The organism is Sphingomonas faeni (assembly GCF_040407505.1).
GTDB lineage: Bacteria > Pseudomonadota > Alphaproteobacteria > Sphingomonadales > Sphingomonadaceae > Sphingomonas > Sphingomonas faeni_E.
Genome location: NZ_JAPZPQ010000003.1, coordinates 288,063 through 304,610, shown reverse-complemented (window position 1 = coordinate 304,610; position 16,548 = coordinate 288,063). Strand labels below are relative to the sequence as shown.

Genomic DNA, 16,548 nt, shown 5'->3' with positions numbered 1-16,548 from the left:
ATGTCCAAGTCGAGCATACCGCAGAGGATCCAGTCTGCCGTCTGGGCTCGGGCGGGAGGACGCTGCGAATACCGCGGCTGCAACGTCGATCTCGTCGGCGACCTGATCGCCGGCAAGGACGGCGGCCTCTTCGGCTTCATCGCCCACATCGTAGCCGACAGCGTCAAGGGCCCGAGGGGGGACGAGCGGCGGTCGCCGGAGCTGGCCGCGGACCTCGGCAACTTGATGCTCCTATGCCATCGCCACCACAAGCTGGTGGACGTCGACGAGGTCGCGAGCCATCCTGAGGAAGTGCTGCTCGCGATGAAGGAGGAGCATGAGACCCGGATCGCCACGAACACCGGCATCAGCGCGGAGTATGCCTCACACGTGCTTCGCTTCGGCGCTACGATCGGCCCCAACGAGGCGCTGCTGTCGACCCAGGCCATCTTCGCCGCGATGCCGCCGCAGCGTCATCCGGCGACGCGGCAGACGATCGACCTGGAGCTGCTGAACCAGGTCTTCCGGGATGACGAGGCCGAATATTGGGCGATCCAGAAGCGTAACCTCGACCAGCTCTTCCGCGAGAAGGTCCAGGGCCGGATCGAGCGGCAGGAGATCAAGCACCTCAGCGTCTTTGCGCTGGCACCTCAGCCACTGCTGATCGAGCTCGGTCGCCTCATCTACGACATTGTGCCGACCACGGTCCACCAGCGTCACCGCGAGCCGGAGACCTGGAACTGGCAGCGTGATCGCCCGCCACTCGATTTTGTAGTGTCTCGTCCTCCTGAGAACGCAAGCGGACCAATTGCTCTTAAGATCGCGGTCAGCGGCGTCGTGAACGACGATCGGATCGTCGCCATCCTCGGCGAGGACGCCGCAATCTGGTCCATCACGATCGCGGATCCCGGCAACGACGTGGTTCGCCGACCTGAGGACCTGTCGGCCTTTCGGCGCACGCTGCGGGCGGTGTATGGCGAACTGCAAGCCCGCTACGGCGAGAGCACGCTCCTCCATCTCTTTCCTGCCATGCCCGCTTCGTTGGCGGTCGAGACGGGGCGGGTCTGGATGCCGAAGGTGAACCTGGCGATGAAGATCTACGACCACGTTCGGAATGTCGGGTTCGTCCCCACTTTTACGATCGGCGCGCCGAAAAGGACCGACGACTGAAGCTGTGGCTGCTCCGCTTGGTTCGCGACCTCCGTTTCAGCTGCTGCCCCGCGGCGCGCTGAGCGGGTCTGCTAGTTCAGCAGCCGGTTCTCCCGCAAGGGTCGGGCGCCTATATCGACAGAACGACCGCAGGGTGTCGCGATCTGAAGGAACGTCCGGTTCCGGATCACAATAGCAATCCGTGAGCGAGCGCTTTGGGTCTGTCGGAGCGTTTAGCTTCACGTGAGGTGCTGTACGGTTCCTAGCTATTGCCCTCGGGCTCAAACAAGGCGACGTTCGGGAACGACGACGGTAAGGTAAGGGGCAACAGTGACCGACGCGCGGAACTCGACAGACGGCAGCAACGATGCGCTAGGATTTGCTCCCGAGCAAATTGACGACCTGATGAGCAACATGCGTAGTACGGCAGGATCGCGATTCGCGGCGGCAAAGCGGCTGGAACACCGGGATCGATCGCTCACTCGGCTCACGGCATTTGCATCAGGATATATAATCATCCTGACTGTTCTTCCGTACATTCTGAAGACCGAAACCGATCTGACAGATAAAATTAATCTAGCGACGATTGCTATCGCTGTCGTGATTCTTGTGTCATCCTTGCTGCAATACTCCAGTGGAGACGTATTACGGGCAGAGCAATTTCACAGGTCAGCCCTTGAGCTTAAAGAGCTTCGACGAGAAATAAAAGCTCGCCGCAGTACAATGAGCGCTAATGAGTTCCTCACTGACTCTGCTAAGTATAGCAGAATTCTTGAAAAATACGCGGTGAATCATGATGATATCGACTACCTGCGTTACCAGCTGGAGAACGCGAAGGATTTTGGGGTAGACGATTGGAAAGCCCGGATCGGTTGGTTGCAGCTAAAAATTGCAAATAGTCGACCAGCCACTGCGTTACTCGCTGTGACTGCGCTGTGTCTCGCACTTGGTTTCTATGGGTTGACACAAAGCGCCAAGAGTACCGCCGCCGGGTCGGCCGTACTCTGCAACAACTGTGTAATTAAACCCAGCTAAACTTGGTAGGCTAGATGAGATTTTTGTAGGCGCGGAACCAGGTGCAGAATGTTGGCTATGGCACGGAGATGAACGGGCGACCGAAGTTGGGTAGCGTTCAAGCCGCGGTGAACGTCCGGTACTGGGTCACGGAGGCGCGGCAGCTGGCGACCAACTCACGCCGTTCCTCAGCAAAGGGGTAAATGGCGGCTTCTCTCAAAACCTGCCACTCACCCTACGCGAACACGATGTTCGGCTTCGCGACCCCTCCAAGCCATCCCCCTGTTGAGTGAGAGGCGATTGACCTGCCATGTCGGAAAACACCCGTTTGTCGTGCATCCAGGATGGCGACAGGGTTTTCCGCCGTAATCGATGCCTTCAGGGACAAAGGCGTCGTCCCGGCACGGTCTGCTGAACAACAGCTACTGCCAGATCCGGCCGCTCGTGGGCGATGTCCCGTCCTACTATGGCGCAAATCTGGTGGAGTGCGGTCAGACAGGTTTCAGCAAGGAGATGGCGATCGCGGGCGGTCCCACAAAGGATGGCGTTTTGAGAATGCCGATGCGTACCTACCGCCGCTGCAACCCGATCACGTCCAACAGCGCATCCGCGGCTTTCGTGCGATAGCGTTCCTTATGCCGCAGCCCGAAGAAGGGGCGAGGAGCGAATGTGATCGGTGCGACGTGCAACAGACCTGCCTTGATGGCCGGGTCGACCACCAGCGCCGACAGGACAGCAACGTCCACCCCAGCCTCCACGGCCGTTCGGACGCTTTCATTAGACGGCATCGTCAGCGCCACGTCGAGGGCAGCCGGATCGACCCCCAAGCCGCGCAACTCGCTATTCAACGTCGATCGCGTGCCTGATCCAGGCTCCCGTTGCACCCAGCGCGCTCGTCGCAGCCATGTCGCGTCGATGTCGATGTCGGCGAAAGGTTGTGCTCCGACGAGCAACAGCTGGTCTTCGCCGATCGGCCAATGCGCCAACGCTGGATCTTCGATCTCGCCCTCGACAATACCCAGATCGGCCTTGCCGTCATTGACGTGTACCGCGGCCTGCCCGGTGTTGCCGATCGACAGTTCGATACTGATCGCCGGATAGCGCTCATGGAAAGTTGAAAGGATGGGCGGCAACCAGCAGACGGCGATGGTCTGGCTGGCGACGAGGCGCAGCGTGCCCCGCTTCAGTCCGCCAAGCTCCTCCAGCACCGTCTCGGCCGCGTCGGCCCGCGCAAGAACTCCGCGAGCCTCGGTCAGGAACAGCCGTCCGGCCTCTGTCAGAGCGATGCCGCGCCCGACGCGGTGGAAGAGCTTGGTTGCGTGTCGCTCCTCAAGCGAGGCGATGGCTGCGGAAGCCTCTGACTGCGTGACGTTTAAGGCCGCGCCGCGACGGTCATATGCTTGCGCTCGGCCACGCCGACGAAGATGCGCAGTTGCTCCAGTGTCACACCGCACCTGATATAGAAACCGATCACGATTGACGATCGGAATGACAACAAGGCTAAGTTGGAGCGATCGGTAGGCAGGGTTTAGATCGTGCGACGGAAGGAACACCGCCGTGGCCAGTTTTGCCTATCCCGATCGTATATTCCCGACCGTCCAGACTAGCAGATTGCCCGCGCTGCTGCCCGGCGTCGGCCTCTGCCTCGCCGTCACCGGCTCGGCCTACGCGCTGGAGGTGGGCGAGCGCGCACTGGCCGGCAAGGCGTGGCTGGAGGCGCTGGTGCTCGCCATCCTGATCGGCACCGCCGTGCGCAGCCTGTGGACCCCGGATGAAAGGTGGCACGAAGGCATCGCATTCAGCGCCAAATACTTACTGGAGGTGGCGGTCGTCCTGCTCGGTGCTTCGGTCAGTGCCGCGACCATCTTGGCGGCCGGGCTGCCGCTCCTCGCCGGTATCGCCGGCGTGGTCGTGAGCGCAATCCTGCTCAGCTTTGGGATCGGCCGATTGCTCGGCTTGCCAACGCGGATGGCGCTGCTGGTGGCTTGCGGCAATTCAATCTGCGGCAACTCCGCCATCGCGGCCGTGGCACCGGTAATCGGCGCCGACAGCGACGACGTAGCTGCCTCGATCGCGTTCACGGCGGTACTGGGTGTGGTGGTAGTGCTTGGCCTGCCACTGCTCGCGATTGCGCTCGGCATGGGCGGGCTCGCCTTCGGGGCGCTCGCCGGGCTCACTGTCTATGCCGTGCCGCAGGTGATCGCAGCCGCCTCGCCGTTGGGCGCCACCGCCGTGCAGATGGGTACGCTCGTCAAGCTGGTGCGCGTGCTGATGCTCGGGCCGGTGTGCCTTGTTCTGTCGCTGGTGGCGCCTCGTCTCGCGCCGCAGTCGGTTCCCGAAGGCGAGTTCGTCGCCGGTGCGCCTACGGCCAAGCGGATGGACCTCGCCCACCTCGTGCCCTGGTTCATCATCGGCTTCCTCGCACTGGTCGCCTGCCGCTCGCTAGGTCTGGTGCCGACCGTCGCCATCGCGCCGATCGGCCGGAGCGCCACGCTGCTGACCGTCGTTTCCATGGCGGCGCTCGGGCTCGGCGTGGACGTCCGCACCGTCGCCAAGGCCGGGGGCCGCGTGACCATGGCCGTCGTGTTGTCGTTGCTCGGCTTGGCCGCGATCAGCCTGACGCTGCTGGCCGCGCTGCACATCGCATGATCGGGCAAGATAGTGAGGATGAGGCCGAGGCCAAACCGATTGTCAGGCGTTACAATAGCATGAGCGAGCTGATGATAGAGCGGAACCCCGAGCCCTACAACGCCGAGCCGGTGCCCGGCGCCTTGATCGAGCGGTTTTTGACGCCACAGAACCTGTTCTATGTGCGCAGCCATGGGCCCGTGCCGGACCTGCCGGCCGATCACCGGATTGAGGTGGGCGGGATCAGTGTGGGCGAGTGCTCCATCTCGATTGCGGAGTTGAAGGCGCGCTTTCCGGTCCGGACTGTCACGGCTGTGCTTCAATGCGCCGGCAACCGCCGGACCGATCTCCAACAGGTGGGCAAGACTTCAGGCGATCCATGGGACATAGGCGCGATCGGCAATGCCGAGTGGACGGGCGTGCGGCTCGCAGACCTGTTGGATGCAGTTGGAGCATCGGACGCGTCCAACCTGTTCGTCTGCTTCACCGGCGCTGACGAGGTGGATGTGGAAGGCGAGGTGGCACCGTTCGGCGTCTCGATCGCTATGACCAAGGCGCGGGCGCCCGACGTGCTGCTCGCCTGGGCGATGAACGGCGAACCGCTGGCACCCGAGCACGGTGCGCCGTTGCGTCTGGTCGTGCCAGGCTATGCTGGCGTGCGTAGCGCCAAGTGGCTGACCCGGATCGAGGTCAAGGACACGCCCTCCGAGGCGCCGATCCAGGCGCACGATTACAAGCTTTTTCCGGCCGACGTGACCAGCGAGACGGCGGACTGGACGCAAGGGCTGACGATCAACGCCATGCCGCTCAACGCCGCGATCTGCTCGCCTGGTTCGGGCGAGAGCCTGCCCGCGGGCAAGGTCCGGATCGAGGGCTATGCCGTCGCCTATGAGCGCGGCGTGTCGCGGGTAGAGGTGTCGCTGAACGGCGGTCGAGACTGGCGGCAGGTCGATTTCTCCGACGATCCGGACGGGCAGTGGAGCTGGCAGCGCTGGTCGCTAGATGCGGAACTGCCCAAGGGGCGCCAGCACCTTGTGGTGCGCGCGTTCGACGATGCGGGCCAGGGTCAGCCCGAACTACCCGATACGATGTGGAACTTCGCCGGATACCTCTGCACGGCCTGGCACCACGTCCACGTGCTGGTCGAGTGAATCCGCCGCCTTTGTCGGTCGATCTCGCCTTCTGGGTCGACGCGATCGGCAGGATGATCGTGGCGACGGCGGCCGGCATGACGCTCGGCTGGGAACGGTCACGCGAGAACCGACAGATCATGGGTCTGCGGACGCTAGGGCTGGTCGGGCTCGCGAGTTGCATCGCCGTCCAGGCGATCGTCCACAGCGGCTTGCCGAACGTGAACGCCGATGCAGCAGGTCGGGTGATGCAGGGCATCCTATCCGGCGTCGGCTTCATCGGCGCGGGCGCGGTCCTGCGCGTCGGCAGCGGGCAGGAGGTGCATGGGCTGGCAACGGCGGCGTGCATCTGGGTGTCAGCGACGCTCGGAGCGGCAGCGGGATTGGCGGTGTGGCCACTGCTTGTGGGCGGTCTGCTGCTGGCGATGCTCGTGCTGTTCGTCGGCGCACCGCTCGAACGCCGTATCCGCGAACGCGCCCGGCAGACCCCGGCCGAAGCGGACCGGCGGGACGCCGAGCAGAAACCCTGAATAATCCTTGGCGCGAAACGGTGTACCAGTAGTTTTGCAGACGGAGGACTTCATGAGCGATATCGACAAGAAGAAGCCCACCACGCAAGAATCGGCCGAGATTCTGGAGCTGGAGGAGTCGGTCCGCGCCAAACACAAGGCGAAGGTTGACAACGTCAAGGAAGATGATCGCTTCTGAGCCGGTTGGCGCCGCTAAGCCGGGCTGAAGGAGCGAACGAGAGCGAGGCCGCCGAACAGCGCGAGCACGCCCAGCCCAACCGATCCGACAACATAAAGGGCAGCTTGCCCGACTTCGGCTCTCTCCTAATGCAAGGCCGCTTCCAGCGAGAAGGTCGAGAAGGTCGTGACGCCGTCCAGCCCGCCGGTGGTGAGGAACAATCGCCATCCCGGGCTCGATCCGCTTCGCAACAAGAACCAGCCCCCCAGCAGACTCATAAGGAATGAGCCGAGCACGTTGATGATGGGCGTTCCGATCGACAGGTCGGGGCCGAACAGGCGCAGGCTGAGGCCGTTCAGCCCATACCGCAGCATGCCGTCGGAACCAGCCCCGGCGAACACAATCAGGTATGGCCCCATGCCTCAGCCAACCAGCTCGGCCGTATCCGCATCTTCCTGGCGCAAGCCCGCCGGGCTGACCGTCCAATGCTCCAGGTGCTTGTAGACGATGACCTTGTTCGCAAGCAGGTCGCCATGCGCCCGGCAGAAGCCTTCGAGCTGCTCGCGCTGGCCGATCAGTTCGACACACATGGTGAGGTGTGGATCGGCGATCTCGGCGCCGTTCTCATGCACCGGGCCGTGGTTGCTGTAGCCGTAGTGGGTATAGTGGGCGACAGCGTTCATGATTCCGTCCGCCTTGGCCTGCGCGACGAGCGTTCGGTCGAGCGGCTTGGCAGCCCAGCGTGAGCGCGTGCCCGGCTTTACCGCCTTATCGGCTAGCTTCATGTAGATGCGGACCAGCCGATCTCGGTCTGCGACACGTGGTGGGCGTCGGACATGGATAAGCCTTCCGTGAGGTAAGGAGCGAACAGGTCTGAAAGGTCGGACACGGGACGGAGCGCGCGCGCATCGCGCAGCGTCAGGTCCGGCGGCAGGGTGCTGCCCGCCCGCTTCGGCACCGCCACCCGTTGCGACAGGTAGATGCCGTTATGCCCGGAGCAGGCGTAAGCGACGAAACAGGCGACCGCGACCGGCACTGCGGTCTCGGCGCCGAACAGCTCGACGCCCATGATCGTGCAGGCGAGCGGCGTATTGGCCGCGCCCGCGAACACCGCCACGAAACCGAGCGCGGCAAGGAGGTCGACGGGGACACCGATCGGGCCGGCGAGCGCATGACCCAGCACCGCGCCGATGAAGAACAGCGGCGTGACCTCGCCGCCCTTGGGCGGCGGCTCTTCGCCTGCTCCGCCGGCCACAGCAATCGGATGGCTGCGAGCAACAGTATCGGTCCGTCAGTTATCCTGCCGTTTCGGGCCTGTCATCCGGCAACCATACAGTTTCATTTCTACATCGGATTGACGTTGCCGCACCGCGGCGACATATAGCGGCCGAAGGCGATGGATTTCCGCCTGGCTATGTTGGCCGAACCGCCCTCGCAAGGGCCGATGATTCCTACCGGGCGCCGCAAGGCAGCAAGGAGGAATTGTGCGCGCGACGTTTCGCAATCTCTATAACGAATTAAATTTGGCCGCTTTTTTTCGCGATCGCCATGACCATGCCCTGTCGGTGTTGCGCTGGACGCTGATCCTCGTGCCGATGGCGGCGCTGGTGGGAACACTCTGCGCGGCTTTCCTCTGGAGCCTCGACGCCGCGACACAGGCGCGGTTCGACTATCCCTGGCTGCTTTACCTCCTGCCCTTAGGCGGAGCGGCGGTCGCGTTGCTCTATCACCTGACCGGCCGTTCGGTCGAAGCGGGCAATAATCTCATCGTCGAGCAGATACACGAGCCCGGAGGCGGCGTTCCGCTGCGCATGGCACCGTTGGTCTTCATCGGCACGATCGCCACTCATCTCTTTGGCGGTTCCGCAGGGCGTGAGGGCACTGCGGTCCAGCTCGGCGGCAGTCTCGCCAGCGCCGTTGCCGGCCTCTTCCGGCTCGATCCTGCCAGCGTCCGCATTCTGCTTATGGCAGGTGTCGCAGCCGGCTTCGGTGCGGTCTTCGGGACCCCGCTCGCCGGGGCGGTGTTCGCACTCGAGGTGCTGGCCGTCGGACGTATCGAATACGGCGGCATCATCCCCTGTCTGCTAGCCGCGCTGGTCGGCGACTGGGCATGTCACGCCTGGGGCATCCATCATACGCCTTACCACATCACCTATGTGGCCTCCGCGAGCGGTGCCTTGTTCGTCGAGCCGGTGTTGCTCTTCAAGGCGGCAATAGCCGGCGTAGCGTTTGGTCTCGCCGGACTTGTGTTTGCAGAAGCCAACCACGCCTTCGGCGGAGTTTTGAAGCGCCATATCCCTTACGGCCCTGCGCGTGCGGCGCTGGGCGGGGTGCTGGTCATCGCGCTGGTCTGGATCGTTGGTACACGCGCTTATCTCGGCCTAGGCGTATGGTCGGCCATTCCCGGTGATCCCACGATCGCCGGCTTTTTCACCGGCCCTGCCGATCGGTGGAGCTGGGCGCTCAAGATGCTGTTCACGGTCGTGACGCTTAGCGCCGGCTTCAAGGGCGGCGAGGTGACCCCACTATTTTTCATCGGCGCAGCGCTCGGTAATGCGCTCGGTTGGCTGCTTGGCGCACCGCTCGATCTGTTCGCGGGACTAGGCTTCATTGCGGTGTTCGCTGGCGCGGCCAATACGCCGCTCGCCTGCACGATCATGGGGATCGAGCTGTTCGGAGCGGCCCACGCCGTCCCAATCGCAGTCGCTTGTTTCATCGCCTACATCTGCTCGGGCCATAACGGCATCTACCTGTCGCAGCGGATCGCGGTGCCAAAGCGCGCGTCTCGCGCGCATACCGGGGCTGCGACCCTGCGCGATGCTCGTGCGTCACGGCGCGGCCCCCGTCCATCCCCGACCCCCGTCATCACCAAGGAGCATGACTGATGTCTCAACAGCATAAGGTGACGCCGAGCGAGATCGGTATGATCCGCATCTATCTAAAGCCATCCGACAAGATCGCGACCGGATCGCGCAGCTTCTGGTCGCGCAAGCCGCTCTACCGTGAGCTTGTCGCGCAAGCGAAGCGCGACGGCATCATGAACGCGGTCGCTCACAACACGCACTACGGCTACAGCAATCACGGCCCGGTGCGCGAAAATGGTTCCGAAATCGCCGATCCGCACCTGACCATGTGTGTCGAGTTGATCGGGCAGCGCCACGAACTGGAACGCTTCTGCGAAGCACATGGCGAGATCCTTGGTGGCAAGGTTATCGTCTACAAGCATCTCGAACACTGGAGCATTGGCTCTGCCGGTATCCGTCACGAAGATGCCGCGCCCGCGATCCTCGCGGCAGAGCCGGAGTGAGCGCGAGGATGAGAAGCACCGCTTCAGCGTCCTGGCTCGTCTGGGCATTGGGCTCCGCCGGCTTCGCCGCGATGACCGCGATTTTCGCGAAGATCGGCGTCGAAGGGATCGACTCCGATTTGGCCACGCTCTTTCGGACGCTGGTGATAGTTGCCGTGCTGACCATCCTTCTTGCGGTCACGGGCAAATTTCAGCCACTCGATGCGATCAGTCCGCGAAGCTGGCTGTTCCTTGCCCTTTCGGGCCTTGCGACGGGTGCCTCCTGGATTTGCTACTTCCGCGCCTTGAAGATCGGCGATGCCGCCCGCGTCGCACCGATCGATAAGCTGAGCGTCGTCCTCGTCGCGGTGCTCGGCGTGGCGTTTCTCGGTGAGCATCTTTCCACCCGCGGCTGGCTTGGGATCGTCCTGATCGGTGCGGGAGCCGTGCTCGTCGCCCTTGCCTGAACCTCGAAACCGGAACCCAACGATGCGCCTCCTTGCGACACTCTCTGCGACCCTGGTCCTCACGGTCTCGCCCACGGTTCAGGCGCGCACGCCAAAGCGCCACCCGGCGCCCCACAATGTCATTCTTGTCGTGATCGACGGCCTGCGAGGCAAGATCGTCACATCCCAGAGCGCGCCGACGCTCGCGCAATTGCGGGACACCGGCACCTATTTTTCCAACAGCCACTCGGTCTTCCCGACGTTCACCACCGCCAATGCGTCGGCGCTCGCAACCGGTCACCAGCTCGGCGACACCGGAGACTTCAGCAACACGATATGGACTCGTGCGCCGATTGCTGCAGCTGCCGGCAGCGTGACGCCCTTCCTCGAGAACGATGCTGTTCTGGGCGAGGTCGACGAGCATTTCGGGGGCAATTACCTCAACGAGACCACCGTTCTCGAAGCGGCGCGGCAAGCAGGGTACGGCACGGCCGCGATCGGCAAGCTCGGTCCCGCATTGATCCAGGACCATCGTGCACGCGACGGAGCCACCACACTCATCATCGACGATTCAACCGGGCGTCCCGGCGGGATTCCGCTGTCTGCCGACGTTGCCGCTCGCCTCACGCAGGCAGGGCTTGCGCTGCAAGCACCGGACCGCGGCAGTAACGGACGGTCCGGGGATGCCCGAATCCCCGGAACGACGAGTGCCAACCGCGTGCAGCAGGACTATCTCATCGACGTCGCGACCCGGGTCGCTTTGCCGGTCTTCCGAAAGCAGCACCGGCCGTTCGCCATGGTGTTCTGGTCGCGCGATCCCGATGGCACGCAGCACAATCAGGGCGACAGCCTCAATCAGCTGACGCCGGGCATCAACGGTCCCACGACCTTCGCCGCGATCCGCAATGCCGACTATGATCTAGCGAAGCTGCGCGCAGCACTCGATCGCTTGGGTCTTGCGAAGACGACCGACATCATCGTCACGTCGGATCACGGCTTCTCTACGATCTCCAAAGAAAGCCGGACCAGCTCCGCAGCACGCGGGCGCTATGTCGATGTTCCCGAAGGTTTCCTACCGCCCGGCTTCCTTGCGCTTGATCTGGCGTCCGCCTTGAACATGCCCGTATTCGATCCAGAAGCGGGCAACACGCGGGTCGCGGACGGCAAGCATCCGAGCCGCGGCAACGCGGTGCTCGGTGCCGATGCGACGAGACCTGACGTAGTGGTGGCGGCAAATGGCGGGTCCGACCTCCTCTATCTACCGACCCGCGATCCTGCCCTAGCGGCACGGGTCGTTTCCGCACTGCTGGATCAGGACTATGTCAGCGGTATCTTCGTCGATGACCGCCTGGGAGCAATCGCCGGAACACTGCCGCTTTCCGCGATCAATTTGAAGGGCGAGGCACTCCCGCCGGTGCCGTCGATCGTCGTCAACTTCCGATCCGCCAACACCGGGTGTGCGATTGCGACAAACTGCCAGATCGAAGTCTCCGATACGACCCTCCAGCAGGGGCAGGGCATGCACGGCAGCTTCGGCCGCGGTGACACATTGAACTTTACCGCAGCGACCGGCCCGGACTTCAAGCGCGGCTTTGTCGATCCAGCACCGGTCAGCAATGTCGACGTGGGCCGCACCATGATGGCATTGCTGAATCTCCTCCCCACCCCGCGCGGCCATCTGACCGGCCGGGTACTGCGCGAGGCGATGCCGGGTGGAACGGTGCCGCGCTACGAGGGGCGCGAAGAGCGCTCGCAGCCTGCTGCCAACGGCCTCGCGACCGTCCTGCAATATCAGCAGCTGGGCGGCATCCGCTATCTCGATGCCGGCGGCTTCCCCGATCGGACGCTCGGTATAGGAACAGCATCCGTCCCATCGGGTGAAAAGGCGATGCGGCGATGAACCGGCTCCCACAGATTTGGCTCGTCCGTCACGGTGAAACCGCTTGGAGCGTTTCGCGGCAGCATACGGGACGGACTGACATCTCGCTGACCGAGGCAGGAGAAGCCGCGGCGAAACGAATAGCCGAACGTCTGCCAAGCTTGGACTTTACCGCCGTCTGGTCGAGCCCTTCGATACGGGCGCGCCGGACCGGGGAATTGACCGGTTTCGCGACCCGCCTGGTGCCTGCCGACGATCTCGCGGAATGGGATTACGCCGCCTACGAGGGACGAACCAGGAAGGAGATCCTCGCCGACCGCCCGGACTGGAACCTGTTCCGCGACGGCTGCCCGCAAGGAGAGACTCCGGAGGCGGTCGCAGCCCGAGCCGATCGCGTCATCGCATCGCTGCGTGGGCGCAACGCCGATGTCCTGATCTTCTCGAGCGCTCATATTCTCCGCGTGCTGACAGCGCGCTGGCTCGGCTTACCCGTCGGGGCCGCTGCCTATTTCCTGCTCGATACGGCCAGCATCAGCGTCCTCGGGTACGAACATGATGGCGACGAGCCGGTCATTCGGTCGTGGAACCAGTCATGATGCGCCTTGTGACGCGGTACTTCGCGTATCCAAATGAGGGTGCCTGGATGGGATGGGCGGGGAAGAGCCATCCTGCGCCGTCGCAAGGGTTCAAACGATCCGGTGCCCAGCATTCCGGAAACTTCACACACGCCTTCACCCCCGCCCGGGAGACGATGCCATGAGACTGCTTGCCGTGATTGTCGGTGCCGACAGCGCTGCCGCCTGCCTCGATGCGGCGGTTCTCGCCGCCAGATCTCTTGGCGAGTCATCGATCGAGGCCCTCAATGTTGTCGTCGATCCCGAGCAGATCGCGGTTGCGAGCGAGGAGATCGACTTTCAACGCCTACGCGCGCGCGACGAGGGGACAGCCCAAGAGCGCGCGGATGCGGCGCGGGCCGCCTTCGTTGCCTGGACCGCAGCTACCAGCGATGACACACCCGAGGTCGCCTGGCGCTCGATCGTCGGCACCGAAGAAGCGACGGTCAAACAGGAGGCGGCAAATGTCGATGCGCTGATCGTCATCGCGCGCGAGCAGACGATGGACGGCGGCGACGCCCTGCACGCCGCAATTTTTTCGACCGACAAGCCCGTCCTCATCGTCCCGGCTGGGTGGAGAGCCGGCGCGCGAACCGGCTTCGAGCACATGGCCGTCGGGCTCAGCGACAGTGACACGGCGTGCCACGCCATTGAGGAGGCAGCCCCGTGGCTTCGTGTCGCCAAGCGTGTCACGGCAATCCGCATCGGTGAAGAAACCGATCCGGCGCTGGGCTTGGAAGCCTTGCTCGACGAAATCTGTGTTCGTCACGAATTGCATGTGGTGCCGCGCTCCAGCGAGAATCTGGGTGCCCAGCTCGTCGCCGAAGCGAAAGCGATCGGCGCCGAGCTTCTCGTGACCGGCGCCTATCGGCACAACCAGATCATCGAGTGGTTCATGGGCGGCACGACGCGCCACATCCTCGCCGCTGCCGATATACCCCTGCTGATGGCGCACTGAGGGGTGACGATGCTCCCGCACGCGCGTCTGGTCCTCGTTCGACACGGCGAAAGCGAAGCCAACGCAGCCAACCGATTTACTGGTTCTGCGGATCCGGCGCTAACGCCTCTGGGGCACCGTCAGGCCGAGGCGATCGCACACCGCCTGATCGCGCAAGGCATTCGGCCTGCACGGATTTTCCGCTCTACCCTTCGGCGTTGCGCGGACACGACGGCTATCGTCACTGCCGTGATGGGGGCACCAGATGTCCCTATCACGGTAGACCGGTCGCTCAACGAGCGCGATTACGGTGCGCTCACTGGTCTCAACAAGACCGAGGCGTCGGATCGCTACGGTAAAGATCAGGTCCGCCAATGGCGACGCTCCTATGCGGCTGCCCCGCCACACGGCGAGAGCCTGCGCGACACCGTCGCGCGCGTGCTCGCCTATTACGTTCGGACGATGCTGCCTGCCGTGATGAGTGGCGGCACGACACTCGTCGTCTCCCACGGCAACGCGTTGCGGGCGCTGGTTATGGCGCTCGACGGCCTTGATGCCGCCCGGGTCGAGACCCTCGATATCCCGACCGGAGGCGCGATCCTCTACGATTTCAGTTACACGACCGCGATCATCGGTCGCGCTATCCTTCAGTGACAAGGACTCCGACCATGCCGGCCAGCAGCCACATCACCAGCCTCCGTGCCCTCGAGATCCTCGACTCCCGAGGCTATCCGACTTTGTCCGTCACCGTGACCTTGGACAACGGCATCACAGCATCGGCATCGGTGCCGTCGGGTGCGTCGACAGGCGCACATGAGGCCGTCGAGCTCCGCGACAACAACCCCGATCGTTTCGCCGGAAAGGGTGTTCGGCAAGCCCTGCAGAACGTCGAAGGCGAGATCGGCAGCGCGATCATCGGAATGGATGTCTGCGCGCAGCCGGACATCGACCGGGTGATGATCGAACGCGATGCCACGCCGAACAAGGCGCGGCTTGGCGGCAATGCGATTCTGGGTGTTTCGATGGCGGTCGCGCGCGCCGCATCATCGGTGCTCGCGCAGCCGCTTTACGAGACGCTCGCCGGTACGACCGACTACCTCCTTCCGATGCCGTGCATGAACGTCCTGAATGGTGGCAAGCATGCCGATAGCAGCCTCGACTTTCAGGAATTCATGATCGTTCCGGTGGGAGCCTCCAGCTTCGCCGAAGCGATGCGCTATGGTGCGGAAACCTATGCCGCATTGCGCGACCTCCTCCATGGTCGCGGCCTCAAGACGGCAGTCGGCGACGAAGGCGGATTTGCCCCGAACCTCAAAAGCAACGAGGCCGCCTGCGAGTTGATCGTCGATGCGATCGAAGCCGCGGGTTATCGACCGGGTACAGACATCGCCATCGCGCTCGATCCAGCCGCATCGTCCTTATCGGATGGGGAGCAATACGATCTTGCGCGGTCGGGAACGGGCCTGCTCGACCGCGCAGGCTTGCTCGCGCTCTACGGGCGCTGGATCGATGCGTATCCGATCGTTTCGATCGAGGACGGGTTCGGTGAGGAGGACTGGCAAGGGTTCATCGACCAGACCGTAAGCCAGGGTAGCCGGATCCAGATCGTCGGCGACGATCTCCTGGTCACCAATCCCCGGATCATCCGGGAAGGCATCGCTCGAAAAGCTGCCAACGCAGCCCTCATCAAACCCAATCAGATCGGCACCGTCACGGAGACGATCGAGGCGGTTCGCATCTGCCACGCTGCGGGATGGGGAACGATGGTGTCGCACCGGTCGGGCGAGACCACGGACGCCTTTATCGCCGATCTCGCGGTTGCGGTCGGCGCCGGGCAAATCAAATCCGGCGCACCCTGCCGGGGTGAGCGTTTGGCCAAATACAACCGACTGATCGAGATCGAAGCCGAGCTCGGCGCCAAAGCACGTTTCACCAATCCCTTCGTGTCGCGACCGAAGCCCCGGACGTGACGGATCTACCCTCGCTGATCGCTCCGATCGTCCTCGGCATCGTCGAGGGATCGACCGAGTTCATCCCGGTTTCCTCTACCGGCCATCTCATTTTGACCGAACGACTGATCGGCTACGAAGGGCGGCAAGCCGGGATCAGCGATGTCGTCATTCAGGTCGGGGCGATCCTCGCGATCTGCTGGTTGTACCGCGCGCGGCTCTGGTCGGTCGTCTCCGGCTTGTCGTCCGATGCCGACGCCCGCCGCTTCTCGAGAAACGTGCTGGTCGCCTTCCTTCCCTCGGTCGTGGTCGGCGCGTTGGCGCATGATTTCATCAAGCGCCTTTCGGTGCACCGTTTCCAATTGTTGGTCGCCGCTCTCCTCTCGGTGACGGCAGTTCAGATGATAGTGACGGGGTGAACGATGCCGATCTGGCTTGGCTTTCTGGTCGTGTTCCTGGGCTCGGGCGTGGGCGGCATGCTGCGTCACGGCGTCGGCATCGTGGCACTACGTCTTATGGGGCCAACCTTCCCTTGGGGAACCTTGGCCATCAACGTGGTCGGCTCGGCGCTGATGGGCATGATGATCGGCCTGTTTGCCGCCAAGAGCATCGAAAATGCGGAGTTGCGCCTGTTCGTGACGACGGGACTTATCGGCGGATTTACGACCTGGTCGACCTTCTCGCTCGATGCCGTGACATTATGGGAGCGCGGCGAGACCGGCGCCGCGATCGGCTATGTGCTGGCAAGTCTTGTTCTCTCGGTCGTCGTTCTGGCGATTGCTCTCGTTATCACCCGACGGTGGGGATGATTTCGGAACGATCGGCGCGCGGGCCGCATTGGATTCAGAGT

The 16,548-nt window shown here is 63.6% G+C and carries 19 protein-coding genes, 1 pseudogene and 1 riboswitch; of the genes and pseudogenes, 16 read left to right on the top strand and 4 right to left on the bottom strand.

Annotated features, from left to right (window positions below):
- Together O6X71_RS12235 and O6X71_RS12230 are read left to right on the top strand one after the other, a co-directional pair.
- Window positions 1–1,149 (top strand): SAVED domain-containing protein, encoded by a 1,149-nt coding sequence (locus tag O6X71_RS12235; RefSeq protein WP_107963381.1) that lies wholly within the window; start codon window positions 1–3, stop codon window positions 1,147–1,149.
- A gap of 309 nt (window positions 1,150–1,458) precedes the next feature.
- Window positions 1,459–2,163 (top strand): SLATT domain-containing protein, encoded by a 705-nt coding sequence (locus O6X71_RS12230; protein ID WP_146168613.1) that lies wholly within the window; start codon window positions 1,459–1,461, stop codon window positions 2,161–2,163.
- A gap of 548 nt (window positions 2,164–2,711) precedes the next feature.
- Here O6X71_RS12230 and O6X71_RS12225 read toward each other — a convergent pair.
- Complete coding sequence (locus O6X71_RS12225) at window positions 2,712–3,695, bottom strand: LysR substrate-binding domain-containing protein (protein ID WP_435368477.1); 984 nt, start codon at window positions 3,693–3,695, stop codon at window positions 2,712–2,714.
- Window positions 3,696–3,699: 4 nt separating this feature from the next.
- On the opposite strand from O6X71_RS12225, the gene O6X71_RS12220 reads away from it, so the two are divergent.
- The 4 genes from O6X71_RS12220 to O6X71_RS12205 are packed head-to-tail and all read left to right on the top strand — an operon-like array spanning window position 3,700 to window position 6,608.
- The gene (locus O6X71_RS12220; RefSeq protein WP_181321202.1) at window positions 3,700–4,791 is read left to right on the top strand and encodes a YeiH family protein; all 1,092 of its coding nucleotides are present in this window, start codon (window positions 3,700–3,702) and stop codon (window positions 4,789–4,791) included.
- A 59-nt stretch (window positions 4,792–4,850) separates the two neighbouring features.
- Entirely contained in the window at window positions 4,851–5,921 is a 1,071-nt protein-coding gene (locus tag O6X71_RS12215) for a sulfite oxidase (protein WP_031440360.1), read from the top strand.
- Window positions 5,918–6,430, top strand: coding sequence for an MgtC/SapB family protein (locus O6X71_RS12210; protein WP_107963382.1), 513 nt, complete (start codon window positions 5,918–5,920; stop codon window positions 6,428–6,430). Before O6X71_RS12215 ends, O6X71_RS12210 begins: the two co-directional genes overlap by 4 nt.
- Before the next feature lie 52 nt (window positions 6,431–6,482).
- Complete coding sequence (locus tag O6X71_RS12205; RefSeq protein WP_258191424.1) at window positions 6,483–6,608, top strand: hypothetical protein; 126 nt, start codon at window positions 6,483–6,485, stop codon at window positions 6,606–6,608.
- A 125-nt stretch (window positions 6,609–6,733) separates the two neighbouring features.
- Here O6X71_RS12205 and O6X71_RS12200 read toward each other — a convergent pair whose 3' ends face one another.
- The 3 genes and pseudogenes from O6X71_RS12200 to O6X71_RS12190 all read right to left on the bottom strand — a co-directional run.
- Window positions 6,734–7,006 (bottom strand): CrcB family protein, encoded by a 273-nt coding sequence (locus O6X71_RS12200; RefSeq protein ID WP_201780755.1) that lies wholly within the window; start codon window positions 7,004–7,006, stop codon window positions 6,734–6,736.
- Window positions 7,007–7,009: 3 nt separating this feature from the next.
- Complete coding sequence (locus tag O6X71_RS12195) at window positions 7,010–7,372, bottom strand: DUF190 domain-containing protein (RefSeq protein ID WP_082471096.1); 363 nt, start codon at window positions 7,370–7,372, stop codon at window positions 7,010–7,012.
- A gap of 104 nt (window positions 7,373–7,476) precedes the next feature.
- Window positions 7,477–7,809 (bottom strand): annotated as a pseudogene (locus O6X71_RS12190) (chloride channel protein); the annotation flags it as partial.
- A 161-nt stretch (window positions 7,810–7,970) separates the two neighbouring features.
- Window positions 7,971–8,048, top strand: a riboswitch (Fluoride riboswitch).
- Window positions 8,049–8,071: 23 nt separating this feature from the next.
- Here O6X71_RS12190 and O6X71_RS12185 point away from each other — a divergent pair.
- From O6X71_RS12185 to crcB, 10 genes are all read left to right on the top strand, one after another.
- Window positions 8,072–9,472: a voltage-gated chloride channel family protein gene (locus O6X71_RS12185; protein ID WP_056056360.1), complete on the top strand. Its 1,401-nt coding sequence runs from the start codon at window positions 8,072–8,074 to the stop codon at window positions 9,470–9,472.
- Entirely contained in the window at window positions 9,472–9,894 is a 423-nt protein-coding gene (locus tag O6X71_RS12180) for a DUF190 domain-containing protein (RefSeq protein WP_056056363.1), read from the top strand. The genes O6X71_RS12185 and O6X71_RS12180 overlap by 1 nt, the downstream gene beginning before the upstream one ends.
- An 8-nt stretch (window positions 9,895–9,902) precedes the next feature.
- Entirely contained in the window at window positions 9,903–10,340 is a 438-nt protein-coding gene (locus O6X71_RS12175; RefSeq protein ID WP_056056364.1) for an EamA family transporter, read from the top strand.
- A 22-nt stretch (window positions 10,341–10,362) separates the two neighbouring features.
- A complete protein-coding gene (locus O6X71_RS12170) occupies window positions 10,363–12,219 on the top strand; it encodes an alkaline phosphatase family protein (protein WP_107963383.1) in 1,857 nt (618 codons plus the stop codon).
- Window positions 12,216–12,794 (top strand): histidine phosphatase family protein, encoded by a 579-nt coding sequence (locus tag O6X71_RS12165; protein WP_056056368.1) that lies wholly within the window; start codon window positions 12,216–12,218, stop codon window positions 12,792–12,794. Before O6X71_RS12170 ends, O6X71_RS12165 begins: the two co-directional genes overlap by 4 nt.
- Window positions 12,795–12,954: 160 nt before the next feature.
- Window positions 12,955–13,770, top strand: coding sequence for a universal stress protein (locus tag O6X71_RS12160; RefSeq protein ID WP_107963384.1), 816 nt, complete (start codon window positions 12,955–12,957; stop codon window positions 13,768–13,770).
- 9 nt (window positions 13,771–13,779) lie between these two features.
- Window positions 13,780–14,403 carry a 2,3-bisphosphoglycerate-dependent phosphoglycerate mutase gene (locus tag O6X71_RS12155; protein WP_056056401.1) on the top strand — a complete coding sequence of 208 codons (624 nt, stop codon included), beginning with the start codon at window positions 13,780–13,782 and terminating at the stop codon, window positions 14,401–14,403.
- A 14-nt stretch (window positions 14,404–14,417) separates the two neighbouring features.
- Window positions 14,418–15,719 carry a phosphopyruvate hydratase gene (eno, locus tag O6X71_RS12150; RefSeq protein ID WP_056056370.1) on the top strand — a complete coding sequence of 434 codons (1,302 nt, stop codon included), beginning with the start codon at window positions 14,418–14,420 and terminating at the stop codon, window positions 15,717–15,719.
- Window positions 15,716–16,117 carry an undecaprenyl-diphosphate phosphatase gene (locus O6X71_RS12145; protein ID WP_056056372.1) on the top strand — a complete coding sequence of 134 codons (402 nt, stop codon included), beginning with the start codon at window positions 15,716–15,718 and terminating at the stop codon, window positions 16,115–16,117. Before eno ends, O6X71_RS12145 begins: the two co-directional genes overlap by 4 nt.
- A gap of 3 nt (window positions 16,118–16,120) precedes the next feature.
- Entirely contained in the window at window positions 16,121–16,507 is a 387-nt protein-coding gene (gene crcB, locus O6X71_RS12140; protein ID WP_056056373.1) for a fluoride efflux transporter CrcB, read from the top strand.
- The last annotated feature ends 41 nt before the right edge of the window (window positions 16,508–16,548 follow it).

Bases quoted from the DNA above. Each gene is read 5' to 3' on its own strand.
- O6X71_RS12235 (WP_107963381.1), top strand. From the start codon at position 1: ATGTCCAAGTCGAGCATACCGCAGAGGATCCAGTCTGCCGTCTGGGCT.
- O6X71_RS12215 (WP_031440360.1), top strand. From the start codon at position 4,851: ATGAGCGAGCTGATGATAGAGCGGAACCCCGAGCCCTACAACGCCGAG.
- O6X71_RS12205 (WP_258191424.1), top strand. From the start codon at position 6,483: ATGAGCGATATCGACAAGAAGAAGCCCACCACGCAAGAATCGGCCGAG.
- O6X71_RS12200 (WP_201780755.1), bottom strand. From the start codon at position 7,006: ATGGGGCCATACCTGATTGTGTTCGCCGGGGCTGGTTCCGACGGCATG.
- O6X71_RS12195 (WP_082471096.1), bottom strand. From the start codon at position 7,372: ATGAAGCTAGCCGATAAGGCGGTAAAGCCGGGCACGCGCTCACGCTGG.
- O6X71_RS12180 (WP_056056363.1), top strand. From the start codon at position 9,472: ATGTCTCAACAGCATAAGGTGACGCCGAGCGAGATCGGTATGATCCGC.
- O6X71_RS12175 (WP_056056364.1), top strand. From the start codon at position 9,903: ATGAGAAGCACCGCTTCAGCGTCCTGGCTCGTCTGGGCATTGGGCTCC.
- O6X71_RS12170 (WP_107963383.1), top strand. From the start codon at position 10,363: ATGCGCCTCCTTGCGACACTCTCTGCGACCCTGGTCCTCACGGTCTCG.
- O6X71_RS12165 (WP_056056368.1), top strand. From the start codon at position 12,216: ATGAACCGGCTCCCACAGATTTGGCTCGTCCGTCACGGTGAAACCGCT.
- O6X71_RS12160 (WP_107963384.1), top strand. From the start codon at position 12,955: ATGAGACTGCTTGCCGTGATTGTCGGTGCCGACAGCGCTGCCGCCTGC.
- O6X71_RS12155 (WP_056056401.1), top strand. From the start codon at position 13,780: ATGCTCCCGCACGCGCGTCTGGTCCTCGTTCGACACGGCGAAAGCGAA.
- eno (WP_056056370.1), top strand. From the start codon at position 14,418: ATGCCGGCCAGCAGCCACATCACCAGCCTCCGTGCCCTCGAGATCCTC.
- crcB (WP_056056373.1), top strand. From the start codon at position 16,121: ATGCCGATCTGGCTTGGCTTTCTGGTCGTGTTCCTGGGCTCGGGCGTG.